The sequence below is a fragment of the Luteococcus peritonei genome (genome assembly GCF_039526385.1).
GTDB classification, from domain to species: domain Bacteria; phylum Actinomycetota; class Actinomycetes; order Propionibacteriales; family Propionibacteriaceae; genus Luteococcus; species Luteococcus peritonei.
Map to the genome: position 1 here is coordinate 85,342 of NZ_BAAAIX010000007.1, position 16,815 is coordinate 102,156.

A 16,815-nucleotide genomic window follows, 5' to 3' on the forward strand; every position below is an offset into this window, starting at 1 on the left:
GGCAGGCGTCGCCGGTTAGTTGTCTGAGTGTTTCTCAATTACAGTTCAGGTGTTCTACAGGTTCCACCCCCCCAGAAAGCAGCCCACCCCCATGCTCTACAAGCGCTCCACGGGCCGTCCGGTCCTCGCGGCCTCCTTTGCCCTCGCGACCGTCTGCTCCCTGCCCACCCTGGCCAGTGCGGCCGACACCGACAACACCCAGCTGGTCGTCGAGGCCCGCGCCGACAGCAGTGACGGTGTCGGCGCGATCACCGAGATCAGCGTCAACGGCCAGGTCCTGACCACCACCGAGGTCACCAGCACCAGCTGGGCCCCGCTCACCGTCACCCTGCCCAAGCCGCTCGCCAGCGGCGACACGGTCAGCGTCCGCTTCACCAATGACGCCACCTCCGGCCGCCCCGACCGCAACCTGTGGGTCCGCGAGATCCGCAGCGGCGACGTGGAGCTGGCCTCCACCGCGCAGGGCGTCACCTACAACCGCGGCGCCACCCCGGCCAAGGCCGTCGACGGCCAGGGCGTCACGCCCGGCCAGGAGGTGCTGCCCTGGGAGGGCGCGCTGAACTTCCCTTGGCCCGCCGAGGTGAAGATCGTCTCGCTGCCGGTGCAGCCGGCCCCCGCCGAGCCCACGGCCACCACCCAGCCCACCGCGCTGGCCACCTCGGAGCCCGTCGCCACGGCCGAGTCCACCCACCGCACCCCCTCGGGCGCTGCGGTCTTCGGTGCCGGCTCCTTCTGGAACCAGCAGATCCCGGCCGGCGCCCCGCTGCACCCCAACAGCGCCGCGCTGGTGGACACCCTGGTGGACAACCTCAAGTTCCAGGGCAAGGCCAGCCTGAACACCACTGCCTATGCGCCGCCGGTCTACGTCGTGGACTCCAGCACCCCGCGTCGCGCCGTCTCCAACTGGCTGTGCAACGGCGCCTCGGACGACCCGGCCTGGCTCAAGAAGAACTGGGACGCGCAGTTCTCCCAGGTGCCGATCCCGGCCGACGTGCAGCCCGCCGGTGGCGAGGACCAGGAGATCGTGATCTGGTCGCCCTCCACCGGTGAGCTGTGGGAGATGTGGCGCTTCCAGCACACCGACGGCGGCTTCCGCGCCTGCTGGGGCGGCAAGGTCTCCGACACCTCCGCCTCCGACGGCGTCCACCCCTACCCCTTCGGCGTGACCGCCAGCGGCCTGTCCCTGCTGGGCGGCACCGTGCGGGTCAGCGAGCTGAAGCAGGGCCGCATCGACCATGCCATCGCCATCGGCGTCAACGCCCCCCGCAAGGGTGCCTTCTCCTGGCCCGCGAACCGCACCGACGGCACCTCGGACAGCCCCAATGCCCTGATGGAGGGCCAGCGCCTGCGCCTGGACCCGAGCATCGACGTGGACCAGCTCAAGATCAGCCCGGTGGCGAAGATCATCGCCAAGGCCGCGCAGGAGTACGGCATGGTGGTGCGCGACAACACCGGCGGCCCGCTCGTGGTCTACGGCGAGGACTCCTCGCCCTACACCCGCGCCGGCAAGGAGAACCCGTACAACAGCTTCGGCGCCGTGCAGTACGACTGGATGGTGGGCTTCCCCTGGGACAAGATGCAGGCCCTGCCCAAGGACTACGGCAAGCCCTGATCCGCACCCCTTTCCTACCCCCTTCGAGGACGCCCCGGCCACCTGGCCGGGGCGTCCTCGCGTCCGGTGCGGAGCCGTCTCCGGGATAGAATTGGACGACTGGCCATGTGAATCGTCCCGTGGCCGGAGATCAAGGGGGAAAGCGTGTCCAGCAAGGGGAATCAGCGTGCCATGACGGGCTCGCCCAGGTTCTGGGCACCTCTGGTGGGCGTCGTGGTCTGGCTCGCCCTGTCCGTGCTGGCCTGGCGCAATGTCGTGCTACCTGATGAACCGCTGGCCTTCGGCCCCTTCACCATGGTCGACTTCCGCGACTCGGTCTGGATCCCGCTGGACGACTTCGTGCACGGCGGCATCCCGTGGGACCGGCCCGGCTTCACCGCCCGGCACCGCGGGGTGCAGTTCTTCCCGCTCTACGTACCCACCTACTGGTATGCCACCGTCTGGCTCCTGCTGCTGCCCTACCGCGTGGCCGCCGTGCTGTGGACCGGGATCCTGGTGGCCTCGCTGGTCTGGCTCTGGCACACCAGCCTCTCCCTCTTCCTGGGCCGGGCCTACCGCCGGCGCCCCTGGCTCGTCGCGGCCCTCACCCTCGCCAGCCTGGCCCTGCGCCCGGTGCAGACCGCCCTGTCGCAGGGGAACTGGGCCCTGCTGTGCGGGGCCGGGGCCGTCGCCGCGCTGCTGCCCGCCCTGCGTCGTGAGCCGGAGGGCCGCACCCGATGGAGCGCCGTCCTCGGCCTGCTGCTGGCCCTGGTCAAGCCCCCGGTCGGCCTGCCGCTGCTGGTGGCCCTGGTGCTGCTGCGACGCCGCCGCGAGGCCGCCTGGGGACTGGGCCTGTCCGTCCTGCTCTCGGTCCCGGTCTGCCTGGTGGTCTGGCATCGCGCCGGCAGCTTCGGCTCCGCCTGGCGCATGCTGGTGCGCACCGTCTCCGACGGTGACGGCGCCACCGCCGGCGACCCGCACTTCACCCGGATGGACGTGCTGGCCACCCTGGCCCGCGTCCCGGCCCTGGACCAGGCGCTGCCGCTGGCGCTGGGTGCCCTCACCGTCGTGCTGCTCACCCTGGGCGTCGCCGCCCTGCTGTGGCGGCGCCACGGCAGCACCGCCCTGGTGCTCTCCGGCCTGGCGCTGGGCATCGTGCTGCCCACCCCCAACCTGCACTACGCCCTGGTGGTGGTGCTGCCGCTGCTGGTGGCGCTGCCGTCGCTGTCCGTCACCCGCTGGAGCATCGACCGGACGGCGGCACTGGCCTGCCTGGCCGCCTGGCTGCTGGTGGGCCTGGCCTGCCTCAGCCCGGTGCGCGGCGGCCTGCGCATCGGCATCAGCCCGCAGCAGGCCAACCTGGCCTATGCCGTCTCCCTGCTGCTGGCCGCCGGCCTGGTGGCCCTCGTCGCGCTGTGGGACCTCCAGCGAGCCGGCCTGACGGTGGCCGTCCCGCCGGCCCTCGAAACCGGCCCGAGGACAGCCCGGGAGCCCACCCCGGCGCACGCCGGTTGAGCCCACCACGACGAACGGGCCCGCAGAGCAGTGCTCTGCGGGCCCGTCAGGCGTCGGGGGTCACAGCCCCAGGCGGTCCTTCACGTCGGCCGGCCACTTCGCCACCTCCATGCCATGACGCACCAGCAGCGCGATGGTGGCGCGCTCCATGCCCATCCCCGCGCACGAGGAGTGCGCCAGCGAGCCGTCGGGCAGCGTGATCCCGAAGTTCTCGCCGAAGTGGGTGCGGTGGGCATTGCCGGAGGCGATGGCGGTCTGCTTGTCGTCGTAGATGTTGGTGAGCACCTCGAACTTGAGCGCCTCGCTCTTCTGGCCCACGGCCAGGATCCGGCCCGCGCGGCCGAAGAAGGGGTCGTTGGCCACGTCGGTGTCCACCTCGAGGCCCAGGTCACCGAACAGGCTGACGTAGTTGGCCATCCAGGTGTCGCGGTGGGCCTGCGCGCCCTCGGCGTCGCCGATGAAGACCTGCTCGTAGATCCGGAAGCAGACCATCCGCATCGGGTCCACCTCGGGCTCGTGACGGAAGCACCAGGAACGGGCCTCGACGCGCTTGTTGCCCTCGATCTGGCCGCTGTAGCGGGGGTAGACGTTGTGGCAGGTGGCCGGCACCATCATCAGCCCCGACGGCACCAGGCTGTCCGCCCAGTCGCCGCCCTCCTCGTAGACCTTGAGCAGGGCCTTGTGGTCCTTGTCGTTGCCGGTGAAGGTGTCCACCGCACCGGTGAGCTGTGGGAAGCTCGCCAGGTAGTCGGTCTTCAGGTAGGCGGCCCGCGGCTCGAGCGGCGGGAAGAACATCCGGTCCACCGTCTCGTCGGGCTTCTCCATGGCCACCAGCGCCTTGCCCAGGCCGTCGACGACGGCCTCGAAGTCCGCACTGCGGCCGTAGATGCCCAGGCTTCCGCTGGGGCTCTGGTGGCCGGCGGCCTCCAGCTGCTGGGCCAGCGCGACGCGGGCCTGTTCTCCTGAACCGACGCTCATGGTGTGTCCTTGCTCCCCTTGGTGGGCTTGTCTGGTGGAAGGGCTGGTGGATGGGGACTGTCGTCAGCGCAGGCTGTCGACGGCCCGGGTGATCGAGTTGATGGTGGCGAAGGTCTCGCGGTTCAGCATCTCGTCGGGGAACTCGACGTCGAGCTCGTCCTCGCAGGCCATCATCACGTTGACCGAGGCGTGCGAGGTCATGCCGGCGGCGTACAGGTCCGCGTCGGCGTCCAGGCCGGCGGCATCGGTGCCGAGCCGGCCGTGGGCCGCGAGGACCTCGCGGACGGTGCTCTGGGTGTCGGACATGGGCTTCTCCTTCAGGTCTTCGGGATCAGGTCCTCGAGGTGTGGGTTTGCGGGATGCCGGGATCACCCGGCGAGGGCGACCGCCATCGCGTGGCCGTCGGAACGGGTGGTGCTCACCTGCAGGGTGGTCACCTGGTGCTGCTCGGCCCAGTCGCGGGCCGGGCCGTGCAGGGTGACGCCGAGCCTGTCGTCGAGCTCGATGCAGCGCCAGCCCACGGTGGTGGAGGAAGGGATCTGCAAGGCCTTGAAGACGGCCTCCTTGGCCGCGAAGCGCTCCGCTGCCCGCCAGGCCAGCTGCGAGGCGTCCCCGTCGCGCAGCAGGCCGAGCTCGGCCTCGGTGTGCAGCCCGCGCAGGTATCGGTCCCCGAGGTGCGCGAGCGAATCGCGCACCTGGGCCACCTCCACCAGGTCGATGCCGGCGTGCATGCTCCTCCTTCGTCCGTGACAGCCTAGGCAGTCACGGCCTCGGCCGCGCGGGCTGATCGCGATCGGCGAACCCGCGCCACCTCCTCGCGCACCAGCTGCAGGGCCCGACGACGCCCCACCGCGCCGAACAGGCCGTGGTCGAGCAAGGGGTCGACGCTCATCCGGATCGGGCCACCGTGGCGCCGGGCCCAGTCCAGGGCCGCCTCACCGCGCTGGCCCCGGAAGGCCTCGAAGTCGTCGGGGCTGAAGGCCAGCACCAGGTCGGTGGCTGCGGCCGCATCGCGCAGGAAGTCGTCGGGCGCGTGGGCCAGGCCCACCCGTCCCAGCCAGCGCCAGGCGGTCTGCGGCATCCTGGCCTTCACCTCGCGACGTGCCCGCTGCCGCAGCGGCAGCGGCAGCTGCACCGGGGCGTCCTCGTCGCCGGCCTTGACCATGACATGGCTCGGGTCGGTGGCCATGGCCACCTCGTCGGGGATGTCGGCCGGGTCACGGTCGAAGCCCAGCAGGTTGATCGCCACGACCGACTCGAAGCGGGCGGCGTTCTGGCCCACCATCTCGAAGTAGGCGCCGGAGCACAGACCCACGCCCACCGGCCTGCGGCCGGTCAGCTCGGTCAGGAAGTCGGCGCCGGCGGCCACGTCGGCCACGAAGCCGGGCATGTAGGGCATCGGGTCGGTGGGCAGCGGACCGCCCAGCTCGCCGGTGCCGAACTTGTCCATCCGCAGGGCCACGGCGCCCTCGGCGGCCACCTCGCGGGCGCTCAGCGCCCACAGGCCGCTGGGGCCGTCCATCGGTTCGCTGGAGGCGGCGACGTAGAGCACGCCCACCTCCCCGGCCTGGTCCTGGTCCGCGCGGCGGGTCAGGATGCCGGGCAGGCCGCCGTCCAGGCTGACGACCTGCTCGCGCAGCGCCACCCCGTCACGCACCATGCGCGCCTCCAGGGTCGGCTCCAGACGGACCCAGGAGCGGTGCTCTCCGCTGCGCGCCAGGCACCAGGTGACGATGCTGCTGATGGCATGGTTGGCCACCCGGGCGGTCATCGAGGAGGTCTCCAGCAGCTCGGGCATCTCGCTCGTGGTCCAGCGGTCATCGGGCCCGGGCTGCGTGTTGGCCTCGCCGCGCTCCAGTCGGCCCACCACCACGTCGTGGCCCTCCAGCTCGCCCAGCAGGGTCGTGAGCTTGAGCGAGCGCACCTGGTCGGCGTCGGCGGGACGCAGGCTGTAGCCCAGCGCGGTGAAGCCGTCCTGCTCCTCGTGCGCCAGGCCCTCCGCGGCGTACATGATCTGCTCGTGGCGCAGGAAGTTGCGGCCGGTGGCCACCGGATCCCACAGCAGCAGGGAGTCGGCCCCGACGGCGGCAGCCTGGCCGGCAGCCACCAGGGCCCCCAAGCGCAGCCCCACCAGGTGCACCTGCTGCACGCCCGCGGCGCGCAGCTGGGTCACGACGGCGGCCAGGTCCGCGGCCCAGTTCTCCAGCAGGCCCAGGCCTTCGTCGATCGGTGCCGAGTCCGCCTGGCCGCTCCAGTTCAGCCGCACCGCCAGCAGCCCCTTGCCGGCCAACGCGTCGCCGAGCTGGCGCAGGGTGCGGTACGAGGCCACCTGCTCACGGCCCAGCGGCGGGCAGAGCACGACGGCTCCGCCGATCTCCACACCGGCCTCGCCCGTGCGGGCGTGCGGCGGCAGGTGCAGATGGGTCAGAAGGGGCGCCTCCTGGCGCCCCATCCAACTGGTGATGTTCCCCCGAATCATCGCCAACTCCTCAGTTCAGCGGCGCGAGCCCCCCGGCTCGCGCGAAGTTCGTGCCAGGCGCAGGGCAGCGCTGGCCAGTCCCAGGACCAGCATCAGGATGCCTGCCGACTGGGGAAAGACGAAGCCGTCGAAGAAGAACAGCGAGACCGAGCCGGCGGCCGTGGCGGCCAGCAGCGAGCGGGCCATCAGGGCGTCGTCGCGGTCGACGAACAGCCGCTGGGCCTGCCGGGCGCTGTACATGGCGGCGAAGAGCAGCACGAAGAGCGCCAGGATGCCGATGATGCCGGTGCCGATCAGGTTCTGCAGGTAGGCATTGTCCAGGATCCAGTACTGCGGCAGGAAGGTGTTGTAGCCACGGCCCAGCCAGGGCTGGCGCTCGATGTAGCTCCACGCCACCGCATAGGCGCTGGTGCGCGAGGAGACCGAGGAGTCGGTGCCGACACCCAGGAACATGCCGCGCAGGGTGCCCAGCAGACCGGGGATCGCCACGCCCGCCAGCGCGATGCCGAAGGGCGCGGCCACCAGCAGCTGCAGGCGGGCGCGACGGCTCCAGGCAGGCACCAGGATGGCCATGCCCAGCACCACGCAGATGATCGCGGTGCGGCTCAGCGAGAGCAGGGCGGCCAGGGCGATCATGACCACCGGCAGCCAGTTCCAGAACCTGTGGCGCACCGCGGTCTGGGCATTGGTGAAGGCGATCGGCAGCAGCATGGCGATCACGGCACCGAACTCGATGGCATTGGTGGCCGTGGCGCTGGGACGGGTGAACTCGCCGCGCGAGCCGATCTCGGCCGCGGTGGGCGGGGTCAGGCCGGGGATGGAGATCATGTCCACCCACAGCTGGCCGGTGGCGAACTGCAGGATGGCCAGCAGCGCGATGGCGGCTCCCGCGAAGGCCATCCGCTGCATCAGGGTGCGCCAGCGGCGGGTGGAGTTGATGCCGTCGGAGCAGACCAGCATCAGCCCGATCAGGCCGATGATGCGCAGCAGCGAGGAGTCCGCATTGGTGACCTCGGCGCCCGGGACGAAGGTGGTCATGGCGTGGCCGTAGACCAGCAGCATCACCAGGATGAAGCCGATCCCTGCCCGGCGCACCGGGGAGGAACCACCCTGCACGCCCGTGGAGCGGTGCAGGTGGTGCCACAGGTACCAGACCAGGGCCAGCAGCGACAGGATCGTGGCCGGCGCTCCCAGGGTGCCCAGGGGCGCCACGATCATGGTCGCCGGGATGGCGAACAGCAGGACGACGTAGCCGGTGAAGACGGCCGTGACGTCGAGGCCTGCCCGCTCGCCCCAGCCGGAGGCCGCGGCGCGTCGGGAGCTGACCTGGCTGCTCACGCCCGCGGGTCCTCCGCCGTGCGCACGTCCAGGTTCTCGTCGACGTCACCGGGGCGCACCGGCTCGTCGTCCTCGAGCCAGCTGGCGCGACGCGCACCGCTGCCCTCGGAGGAGCTCTGCGCGGTGCCGGCCTGCTCGACGGGCGCGTCCTGGCGCTCCTGCTGCGGGCGGCCACCGCGGTTCTTCTTGCGGGAGGTGGCGCGGCTGCCGGTGGCGGCAGCCGCGGTGGTGCTGCCGGTGGCCTGCGCCGAGGTGGTGGTCTCGTTCGTGCTGGCCGGGGCCGGGGTGGTCTCGGTGGCCACCGGGGTGGTCAGGGGACGGGGCTGCTCGCGCAGCTCCAGCTCGCGGCGGCGCTCCAGCTCCTCGCGCTCCTCACGGCGACGCTGGCGGGCCAGGTCACGCTCGTCGACGATGCCCTCACGGCGGTTGCGACGGGTGCGCAGCTGGTCCAGCAGGGCGATCAGGCCGAGGCCCAGCACGGAGGCGCCCAGGAAGCCGGCGGCGGCCATCACGATCTGGTTCTTGTTGCTGGGGGTGCCCTTGCTGTCGGCGGTGACCTTGATGGAGTCGATGCGCTGCAGGGCGGCGATGTCCATCTGGTCCTGGATGGTCTTCAGGCTGCTGGGGACCAGGTCGTTGACGGCCTTCATGCCGGCCAGGGCGTCCGCCTCGGTGGAACCGGCGGACTTCACCAGGATCAGCGGGGAGCCGGAGGTGGTGTCACCGGAGACGGTGATGGTGGCGCCCGGCGCCTTCTTCTTCAGCGACTCGCTGACGTCGGTGCTGCTCAGCTGGCGCACCAGGACGTCGCGGGCGTCGGTCAGGGAGGACAGGTAGAGCAGGGGGTTGTTGGGCGCGTAGTTGCGCTGGTCCTCGCGGGCAGCGATCAGGACCGCGTCCGGCGGCAGGAGCAGCACGGTGCTCTCGGCCTCGTAGGTGGGTCCGGTGCTCTTGTAGAGGCCGACGGCCGCCAGTGTCGCGACCAGCAGGGTCGCGAGGGTGAGGTACCACCAGCGAGCCAGTGTCGATCCGAAGTCACGCAGGTCCACGAGGCTGCCCCTTTCAGTTGTTCTTCCCCGAGCTCCAATGATCGCAGGCCGCGGGGCCATGCCATAATCGAATCACGCCCTGCCGCGATGGCCTGCATTCACCGCGACCAGTCATTCAGACTGCTCCCGGGCGTAATTACTTGGGGAAATCGATGACTTCTGTGGAATTTCTGAAGCTCTTGGTGCGGCGGTGGTACGTCGTGCTGGCGGGCTTGGCGCTGACCGCCGCCGTGACCCTCGCCGTGGCCGGACCCAGCGTCGTCTACTTCAGCCGGACTACGGTGAACATCCTCGAACCCGACGGCGGCAAGGTGCGCATCCTGGGCTATCACAGCCCTGATTCAATTGCCGTGGCAAATATCCTCGCCGCCCGGGTGAATGAAGGGGTCCACACCCCGCTGGCATCCAATCCCGATGTCACCCTTTATGCCATTGGAATTCACCAGGGAACCCATGCCCAGGTGCGCAATGTGGGTGGGCAATGGCTCAGCTCAGTCACAGAACCGGTCGTCGACGTGCAGGTCGTGGACCCGTCGCGCGAGGCCGTGGCCGCCAACATGCGCCGCGAGGTGGCCCGTGTGGGCGCCGAGCTGACCGAGCTTGAGAACCAGCTGAAGGTGCCCAAGGCCGAGCGCATCGAGCTGGAGCTCAATCCCAAGGACCCCGTGATCGAGCAGGTCGTCACCCCGCACGCGCGCGCCATGGCCGGCTACGGCCTGTTCGGGCTGGGGCTGACCCTGGTGGCCACCTACTGGTTCGACCGCTACATGAACGGCCGCGCGGCTCGTCGCGCCAGCCACCCCCACTCGGAGGAGATCACCGCATGACCACCCCAGCCCATGTCTTCCTGACCCGTTTCAACCTGCCCAGCGAGGGCGTCGAGAGCCTGATCCGCGCCCGTGAGGGCTGGCTGCGGGAGCGGATCGTGCTCTTCGAGCGCTATGCCGTGCCGGCCGTGCGTTCGCAGCGTGGCGAGGACATCAACTGGATCGTCTACCTGGACACCGAGAGCCCCCAGTGGCTGTTGGACAAGATGTACGCCTGGCGCGACGAGGGCCTGCTGACCCCGCTGCTGCGCACCCGCGTCCCCAACGAGGAGCTGCAGGCCGATGTGCGCCAGGTGGTCGGGCGCGGTGAGGGCCCCGTCATCACCTCCAACCTGGACAACGACGACGGCCTGGCCGTCGACTTCGTGGAGCGGCTGCGCCAGGCTCCCGTCGGTGAGGGGCGCCATGCGCTCTACGTCGGCCACGGTCTGATCACCAACGGCTCGCGCGCCTACCTGCGCGAGGACCGGGTCAACGCCTTCTGCGCGGTGCGCGAGGACCTGTCCGACGTCTGGTCCTGCTGGCATGACTGGCACAACCGTCTGGGCGAGCACATGCCCGCTGTCGTGGTGGAGGGCGGCCCGGGCTGGCTGCAGGTGATCCACGGCGCCAATGTCTCCAACCGCGTGCGCGGCACCATCACCGACCCGGCTCCCTATCGCTCGCTCTTCCCGGGCCTGCTGGACGGCGTCCAGGCGCCCACCGGCGCGGAGCTCGCCAGGGACCGGCTGGTGGAGGGCCCGGTGCGCTGGGCCCGCGACACCGCCCGCGGCCAGGCCCGCGCCGGCTTCGTGAAGGTGCTGGGCAAGGAGCGCTTCGACCAGGTCAAGTACCACGGCGGCAAGGTGGCCCGGGCGGGCGTCGGCGCCGCCAAGGGTGCCGCCGCCAAGGCCAAGGAGCTGCGCAGCAGCAAGTGAGTTTCCGTGAGGGGCCCGGACCGTCTGGTCCGGGCCCTTTCGCATGCCTGGAGTTGTGGCGCCTGGTGCGTGCACCTCGCGCCTCCAGCGCCCACCTCGCGCCCCCAGCGCCGACCTCGCGCCTCCAGCGCCGACCTCGCGCCTCCAGCGCCCACCTCGCGCGCGCAACCTCCACGTTGCGCCTCACAGGGGACGTTGCGCCTGGAACTACGCGCGCAACGTCGCTCGTCGGGCGCGACGTGGAAGTAGGAGGCGCGACGTCGCATACCGGGGCGCCAGGTCGGGTAGAGGAGCCCCGCGTCATCGCCACCCGTCGGCAGCCGCCGTCTCCACATCCAGAGTCAGGGAGCGCCGACGACATCGCCCGGCTCGGCGTGCGCGTCGCTCCGGTCAGCCAGTCGCTGTGCTCAGCACATCGACCCGATCTCGCCATGATCGGGGTGAGATCGGCCGCTCGTGGGCGTATCCGGTCGGATCGTGGCGGATTCTGGTTGATCCTGTGCGGGCGCGGACCCGCGGGGCGATTGTGAGCAGTGAGGTGAGGAAGCTCCAGGGGGTGCTGCAGGTCTCGGGGTTGCTGGAGGCGAGGTGACCCTCCCCGGTGCACCGAGCGACCAGAGCAGGCCTACGTCGGGCGTGGCGTCCGGCCCAGGCCAAGAAGGCACGGCAGGACGCTCGTCGGGAATGCCTGCAGGGCCCGGACCGGGACTGCGCAGCACCGCCGGGATGCGACACCGCGCCGGCCCCGTGAGGGACCGGCGCGGTGCTGGGGGAGGAAGGAGCCGCCCCGCAGGGGAAAGGGGGCGAGGCGACTCCTTGGCTCAGCTCAGCTTGTACACGTGGTAGCTGGACTCGGCAGCGAAGCTGTCGGTGAAGGTGCCGTCGGCCGACGGCTTGATGGTGCGGTTCTCGCCCACCACCTCGACGGTGCGTCCCTTCAGCTGCTCCGGCAGGGTGAAGGTGCGGCTGCCCGGACCGGCGGAGCCGTCGATCATCGCGAAGATGTAGGCGGAGCCGTCCTTCTCCTTGAGCATGGTGTCCAGGCCCTTGCCGAAGTCCCACTTGTAGCTCTGGGTGTTGATCACCGGGGCCATCTGGTGCAGGAAGTTGTTGATCTCGCCCATGGCCTTGATCTGCGGCTGGCAGGCGAAGTCGGCCTTGTACTGGCTGGTGCGCACCAGGGAGCCGGCGGAGCAGCCCTTGTAGTCCTGGTTGTAGTAGATCAGGCCGCGAGCCTCGTTGATCACCGAGCTCATCGCGGCGCCCTTGATCTGCTCGGGCTTGATCGGGCCACGGCCGGGCACGTCGGGCAGGGTCGGGTCGCCCAGCTCGACGAAGTTCCACAGCGGCTGCAGCTTGCCGTCAGCGGCGTCACGCTTGCGCATGCCCTCCATCACCTGGCCGTAGCTCGACGAGGTGCGGCAGGTGCTGCGCGGCACGTTGAAGATGTAGTAGTCCGGGTTGTAGCTCTCCCAGTCGCAGAAGGGCACCGTGTACCAGTACATGTCCATGCTGGCGGCGTCCGTGGTGGCCATGTAGGCCTCCGCGTCGGCGCTCTTGAAGTAGCTGGAGACCATCAGGCCGGTGAAGTTCGCGTAGTTGAAGCGCGGACCCTGCTTGCCGGCAGCCTGCCCGGCGCGCATCTGGGCCAAGCCCTCGGCGGGGGAGAAGCGGCCGTCCACCTCGTCGCCCAGGAAGTTGCCCACCCAGTTCACCGAGGAGTCGGTGAAGGTGTTGTTCAGCTTGGGGCCGATCCAGTACACGCCGTTGCGCTCGAAGCGCTTGTAGTCGGCGCTGGGATCCATCTCGACGTAGGTGTTGATGCCGAGCGACTTGTCGTACTGCACCTCCGCGTCGGTGGAGAAGGAGTTCCACCAGACGGCGACGGGGAAGAAGTCGTCCTTCGCCCAGCCGGCCTTGTTGGCATTGGTGAACTGGCTCCAGTAGGCCGGGCCGCCCTCCCAGGGGACGCGGGGCAGGTCGAGGCTGCCCAGGGTGCCCGGGGTGGTGGGCGTGGCCGACGGGGTCGGGGTGGCCGACGGGGTCGGGGTCTCGGAAGGCGACGCGGACGGGGTCGCCGAGGCGGTGGCGTCCGGGGTGGCGCTGGGCTCCGGGCTGCTGCTCACGCTGGCGGAGCTGCTCGCGGAGGGCTCCGGGGTGCCGGCGGCGTCCACGGTGGGCTCGGGGCTCGCGGAGTCGCTGGCCGACGCGGAGGCGGTGGGCTCCGGGGTGGCGGAGTCATCGGTGGAGGCCGAGGGGGTGGCGCTCGAGGGCGCGGCGGTGGGCTCGGGGCTGGCGGAGTCGCTGGCCGATGCGGAGGCGGTGGGCTCCGGGGTGGCGGAGTCGTCGGCCGACGCGGAGGGGGTGGCGCTCGAGGGCGCGGCGGTGGGCTCCGGGCTGGCGGAATCGCTGGCCGACGCGGAGGCGCTGGGCTCCGGGCTGGCGGAGTCGCTGGCCGACGCGGAGGCGCTGGGCTCCGGGGTGGCCGAGTCATCGGCGGTGGCCGAGGGGGTGGCGCTCGAGGGCGCGGCGCTGGGCTCCGGGCTGGCGGAATCGCTGGCCGAGGCGCTCGCGGTGGGCTCGGAGGAGGTGCCCTGGCTGGGCAGCGCCTCGACCGGCTCGCTGGCGTCGGCCGACGGGCTCTCGCTCGGCACCTGGGAGGCCTGCGGGGTGCTGGGCTGGGCGGTGGGGACCTCGCTCGGCGAGGGGGTGGCGCTCGCCGACGGGGCGGCGGAGACGGTCTCGGTGGGCCGGGGGCGCGGGGTGGGCCGCGGATCGGTGGGGTAGCAAGCGCTGGTCAGCGCCACGCACGTCACGGCTGCGAGTGCGAAGGCACCGCTGCGCTGGCGTCGAAGGTTGTTGATCATGTGGGTGCTGCTCCGATGTGATGCTGGGCTTGACCAGTTCAAGCCTCGGTGAGCATAACCAGCACTCAGGAAATCTTCATAATCCCTTCAGGAACATGAACAAGTGACCAGAAGGCCTCTCAGCGGGTGGAGTCGTCGCGCTCCCAGGAGGCACCCGAGTGGTCACCGCCGCGGCCGTCGAGCTTCAGTGCGACCCGTGCCGTCACCGCGAAACCGATGTAGGACAAGGCATCCAGCGCCTCTGACGGACGTCCGGAATTGGCCTTCAGCAGGGAGACCAGCGTGTTTCCTGAGGATCCTAAGGACTGCGGCGAGAGCTCCTGGACAGCCTCCGAGGGACGGTAAACACGCTTCAGGGTCTTCAGCAGGGCGAGGCTGGAACGGGGCACCTGCACCCGCACCGGCTCGGCCCCGACGACGGTCTTCTCCTCGGCGGAGAAGAGCGAGTCGACGTACAGGTCGTCGGGCGCGTCCAGCGGGAAGCGGCCCCAGCGGGCACGTCCCTGCACCGAGACGGCGTAGAAGCCGGCTCCCCACAGCGCCTGCAGCACCTCGGGGGTGCGCGAGCGCGCACGGTAGAAGGCCTTCACCAGGGCGTCGGCGGTCTGCGTCTGGTACGCCAGCGGCGGTCTGGCGGCCAGCACCTCGCCGGACTCCAGCACCTCCAGCACCCGGTTGACGCTCGCGGCCGGGGCGGCGATGTCCGCATCCAGGTAGACGCGGGGGAAGTTCTCGGGGCGGTCGTCGGCGAACAGGACGTCCTCGGCGCCGTTCAGCGCGGCCTGCTTGGACGCCACCGGCAGGTCCAGCACGGTGACGTCCAGCCGGTCGGCGAAGCTCTCGGCGATCGCGATGGTGTCGTCGGTGCAGCCGTTGGCGGCCACCAGGACGCGGGTTCCCGGGCGCAGCTCGCCGGTGGCGAGCTCCTCCAGGGTGCGGCCGATGACCGTGGCCTCGTTGTGGGCCGGGATGATGATGGTCGCCACGGCTCAGGCCTCCTTGCGGATGCGCGGCTCGCCGGCGGGCAGCTCGTCCCAGGAGGAGCGCTGCAGCAGGTGGCGGAGCGCCAGCTTGGAGCCGGGCTTGCTGCGGGCGCGCAGCGCGTGCTGGGCGGCCAGCACCCCGCGGAAGGCCACCGAGGAGACCGGGTTGTGGTTGGCCTCGTAGTCGCGCAGCTTGTTGACCTCCATCAGGGCCTCGAGCTTCGGCGAGGAGCCGGAGGCGCCGCCGATGTGCAGGCACCGTGCCTCGGGCACGTAGCGGATCCGGTAGCCGGCCTGGCGGGCCCGACGGGCGAAGTCGGTCTCCTCGGAGTAGAGGAAGAAGTCCTCGCGCCACTCGCCGACGGTGTCATTGCAGGCGCGCGAGATCACCAGGGCGGCGCCGCTGGCCCACTCCACGTCGCGGCCCGTGGCGTAGTGCTCGGGACGGCGCAGGGCGTCGCCCAGCACCGCCGGTCGCGAGGCCCAGTGCGAGCCGAAGGCCATCTCGCCGAGCTGGGAGAGCAGGCGCGGCTCGCGACGCAGCGAGTGGAAGGGGCTGCCGTCGGAATTGCTGACGTGCGGCACGGTGACGCCGATGGTGCGGTCGCTCACCAAGGGCTCCACCAGCAGCCGCAGGGCGCCGGGCTCCAGCACCAGGTCGGGGTTCAGGATGGCCAGCGCATCGGTGTCGGGGTCCAGGTTCTCGCGCCCCACGTTGATGCCCGCGGCATAGCCGACATTGCCGCCCGAGGCCACCACGCGCGCATCCCCGCGGGCCTCGACGCGGGCGACGGTGTCGTCGCTGGAGGAGTTGTCCACCACCAGCACGCGCAGGTCCAGCCCCTCGGCGGCGGCCGGCAGGGAGTCGAGCAGGGCGTCGATCTCGGAGGCGGAGTTGTAGGTGACCACCAGCGCGGTCACCACCAGGCGGTTGGATGTCATCGGTCTCTCCTCAGGCCTCGACGGAACGACGGCCCCGCAGCCGGGCGGCGAGGTCCTTGTACCAGTTGGGGTTCATGCAGGGACGCTCCACCAGCAGGTAGAAGATGCCCGAGCAGAACAGCACGATCAGGCTGTTGACGGCCAGCTGCACCAGGTAGCGCAGCAGGTAGGGGCCGCTGGGGGTGAGTGCGTCGGTGATGTTCAGCGTGATGCCCAGCAGCGGGTTGTGGATCAGGTAGATGGAGTAGCACATGCCACCGATCGCCGGGATCGGGTGCAGCGTGACCAGGCGGTTGGTCCAGGTGCCGCGGAAGGCGGCGACGAACAGCGGCAGCATGAGGAAGGGCATGGCGACGATGCACCAGCGACCCCAGCCGGCCGCGTGGATGTGGCCGATCAGGAAGATCATCACCGGCCAGCCGATCACGGTGACCGCGTCCCAGGCCAGGCTCCTGGCCTTCGACAGGTCCCCGGCCACGTGCATGTCGGCCAGCAGGAAGCCGATCAGGAAGTACTGCAGGTAGGCCAGCAGGCTCATGCCGGGGCGCGAGTGCTCCGGGATCACGAAGGCGGTGAGCAGGGCGAAGACGATGATGGTGGCCCAGATCACGCTGAGCCGGGTGCGTCGGTCCTGGATCCGGAAGACCCGGGTGAGCAGCGGCACCAGGATGTAGAACTGGATCTCGATCTCCAGGCTCCACGCCACGTTGTTGATCAGGCTCTCGGAGCCGAAGACCAGGTTGTGCTGGTAGAGCAGGCTCGCCAGCCAGTGCGTGGTGAGCGTGCCGGGGGTGTTGTCGTGCATCAGCAGCAGCATCACGAACAGCCCCGTCATCACCAGCACGTAGGGCGGCTCCAGGCGCGTGATCCGGCGCAGGAAGTACTTCTTGAGCCCCACCGGCTTGCCGACGCCGCGGGCGTGGCGGACGAAGGGCAGCGCCAGCACCATGCCGGAGATGACGAAGAAGAGCTGCACGCCGAAGGCGCCGGTGCCCAGCGTGTAGCCCACGACATCGTCGGGCATGGCCCAGGTCTCGGGATACTTGGTGGCGAGGTTGACGGCGACGTGGAAGGCCACGACGGACCCGATCGCCCCGAAGCGCAGTCCGTCGATCTCCGGGATGAAGCGGCCGTTGGCCACCACCCGTCTGAAGGCGCTGAACAGCGACTTTCCCCCCGATGCCATGCCTGCGAGGTTACCCGAGCGGGGTGTGGCCTCCCCTTTGGCAGCTGAGGGAGGGCTGTGGGGCGGCGGGCCTGACCGGCCCTCGGGGAGCGCACTCGGGGCCGGGCGTGCGACCACTATCGTGGGGGCCACCGAGCGGCTGC

General features: G+C 70.7%; 15 protein-coding genes. 5 read left to right on the forward strand and 10 right to left on the reverse strand.

Annotated elements, in window-relative coordinates; genetic code table 11:
- Nucleotides 1-91 precede the first annotated feature (91 nt).
- Together ABD073_RS02785 and ABD073_RS02790 are read left to right on the forward strand one after the other, a co-directional pair.
- The gene (locus ABD073_RS02785; protein ID WP_343872242.1) at nucleotides 92-1,612 is read left to right on the forward strand and encodes a carbohydrate-binding domain-containing protein; all 1,521 of its coding nucleotides are present in this window, start codon (nucleotides 92-94) and stop codon (nucleotides 1,610-1,612) included.
- Between the two features lie 144 nt (nucleotides 1,613-1,756).
- Nucleotides 1,757-3,106, forward strand: coding sequence for a glycosyltransferase 87 family protein (locus ABD073_RS02790; RefSeq protein WP_343872243.1), 1,350 nt, complete (start codon nucleotides 1,757-1,759; stop codon nucleotides 3,104-3,106).
- A gap of 60 nt (nucleotides 3,107-3,166) precedes the next feature.
- Here the strand turns inward: ABD073_RS02790 and ABD073_RS02795 are convergent, their stop codons facing one another.
- The 6 genes from ABD073_RS02795 to ABD073_RS02820 form a co-directional block, all read right to left on the reverse strand.
- On the reverse strand, nucleotides 3,167-4,084 hold the full coding sequence (locus tag ABD073_RS02795) for a class-II aminoacyl-tRNA synthetase family protein (protein ID WP_343872244.1): 918 nt from the start codon (nucleotides 4,082-4,084) through the stop codon (nucleotides 3,167-3,169).
- Between the two features lie 63 nt (nucleotides 4,085-4,147).
- A complete protein-coding gene (locus ABD073_RS02800; RefSeq protein ID WP_343872245.1) occupies nucleotides 4,148-4,390 on the reverse strand; it encodes an acyl carrier protein in 243 nt (80 codons plus the stop codon).
- A 62-nt stretch (nucleotides 4,391-4,452) separates the two neighbouring features.
- Complete coding sequence (locus tag ABD073_RS02805; RefSeq protein WP_343872246.1) at nucleotides 4,453-4,815, reverse strand: holo-ACP synthase; 363 nt, start codon at nucleotides 4,813-4,815, stop codon at nucleotides 4,453-4,455.
- A gap of 23 nt (nucleotides 4,816-4,838) precedes the next feature.
- Nucleotides 4,839-6,563, reverse strand: coding sequence for an alpha/beta hydrolase family protein (locus ABD073_RS02810; protein WP_343872247.1), 1,725 nt, complete (start codon nucleotides 6,561-6,563; stop codon nucleotides 4,839-4,841).
- A 15-nt stretch (nucleotides 6,564-6,578) separates the two neighbouring features.
- Nucleotides 6,579-7,901, reverse strand: coding sequence for an O-antigen ligase family protein (locus ABD073_RS02815; RefSeq protein WP_343872248.1), 1,323 nt, complete (start codon nucleotides 7,899-7,901; stop codon nucleotides 6,579-6,581).
- Nucleotides 7,898-8,950: a YveK family protein gene (locus tag ABD073_RS02820; protein ID WP_343872249.1), complete on the reverse strand. Its 1,053-nt coding sequence runs from the start codon at nucleotides 8,948-8,950 to the stop codon at nucleotides 7,898-7,900. The genes ABD073_RS02815 and ABD073_RS02820 overlap by 4 nt, the downstream gene beginning before the upstream one ends.
- 152 nt (nucleotides 8,951-9,102) lie before the next feature.
- On the opposite strand from ABD073_RS02820, the gene ABD073_RS02825 reads away from it, so the two are divergent.
- Nucleotides 9,103-9,777, forward strand: a complete 675-nt coding sequence (locus tag ABD073_RS02825; RefSeq protein WP_343872250.1) for a hypothetical protein — start codon at nucleotides 9,103-9,105, stop codon at nucleotides 9,775-9,777.
- The gene (locus tag ABD073_RS02830) at nucleotides 9,774-10,694 is read left to right on the forward strand and encodes a glycosyltransferase (protein WP_343872251.1); all 921 of its coding nucleotides are present in this window, start codon (nucleotides 9,774-9,776) and stop codon (nucleotides 10,692-10,694) included. The genes ABD073_RS02825 and ABD073_RS02830 overlap by 4 nt, the downstream gene beginning before the upstream one ends.
- An 821-nt stretch (nucleotides 10,695-11,515) precedes the next feature.
- On the opposite strand, the gene ABD073_RS02835 is transcribed toward ABD073_RS02830, so the two are convergent.
- On the reverse strand, nucleotides 11,516-12,820 hold the full coding sequence (locus ABD073_RS02835; protein WP_343872252.1) for a hypothetical protein: 1,305 nt from the start codon (nucleotides 12,818-12,820) through the stop codon (nucleotides 11,516-11,518).
- Between ABD073_RS02835 and ABD073_RS02840 the strand changes: the two genes are divergently transcribed.
- Entirely contained in the window at nucleotides 12,792-13,481 is a 690-nt protein-coding gene (locus tag ABD073_RS02840; RefSeq protein ID WP_343872253.1) for a hypothetical protein, read from the forward strand. The two genes, ABD073_RS02835 and ABD073_RS02840, sit on opposite strands and share 29 nt — an antisense overlap.
- Before the next feature lie 199 nt (nucleotides 13,482-13,680).
- On the opposite strand, the gene ABD073_RS02845 is transcribed toward ABD073_RS02840, so the two are convergent.
- The 3 genes from ABD073_RS02845 to ABD073_RS02855 are packed head-to-tail and all read right to left on the reverse strand — an operon-like array spanning nucleotide 13,681 to nucleotide 16,672.
- Entirely contained in the window at nucleotides 13,681-14,547 is an 867-nt protein-coding gene (locus ABD073_RS02845) for a glycosyltransferase (protein ID WP_343872254.1), read from the reverse strand.
- Between the two features lie 3 nt (nucleotides 14,548-14,550).
- A complete protein-coding gene (locus ABD073_RS02850) occupies nucleotides 14,551-15,486 on the reverse strand; it encodes a glycosyltransferase family 2 protein (protein ID WP_343872255.1) in 936 nt (311 codons plus the stop codon).
- Nucleotides 15,487-15,496: 10 nt separating this feature from the next.
- The gene (locus ABD073_RS02855) at nucleotides 15,497-16,672 is read right to left on the reverse strand and encodes an acyltransferase family protein (protein WP_343872256.1); all 1,176 of its coding nucleotides are present in this window, start codon (nucleotides 16,670-16,672) and stop codon (nucleotides 15,497-15,499) included.
- Nucleotides 16,673-16,815 lie beyond the last annotated feature (143 nt).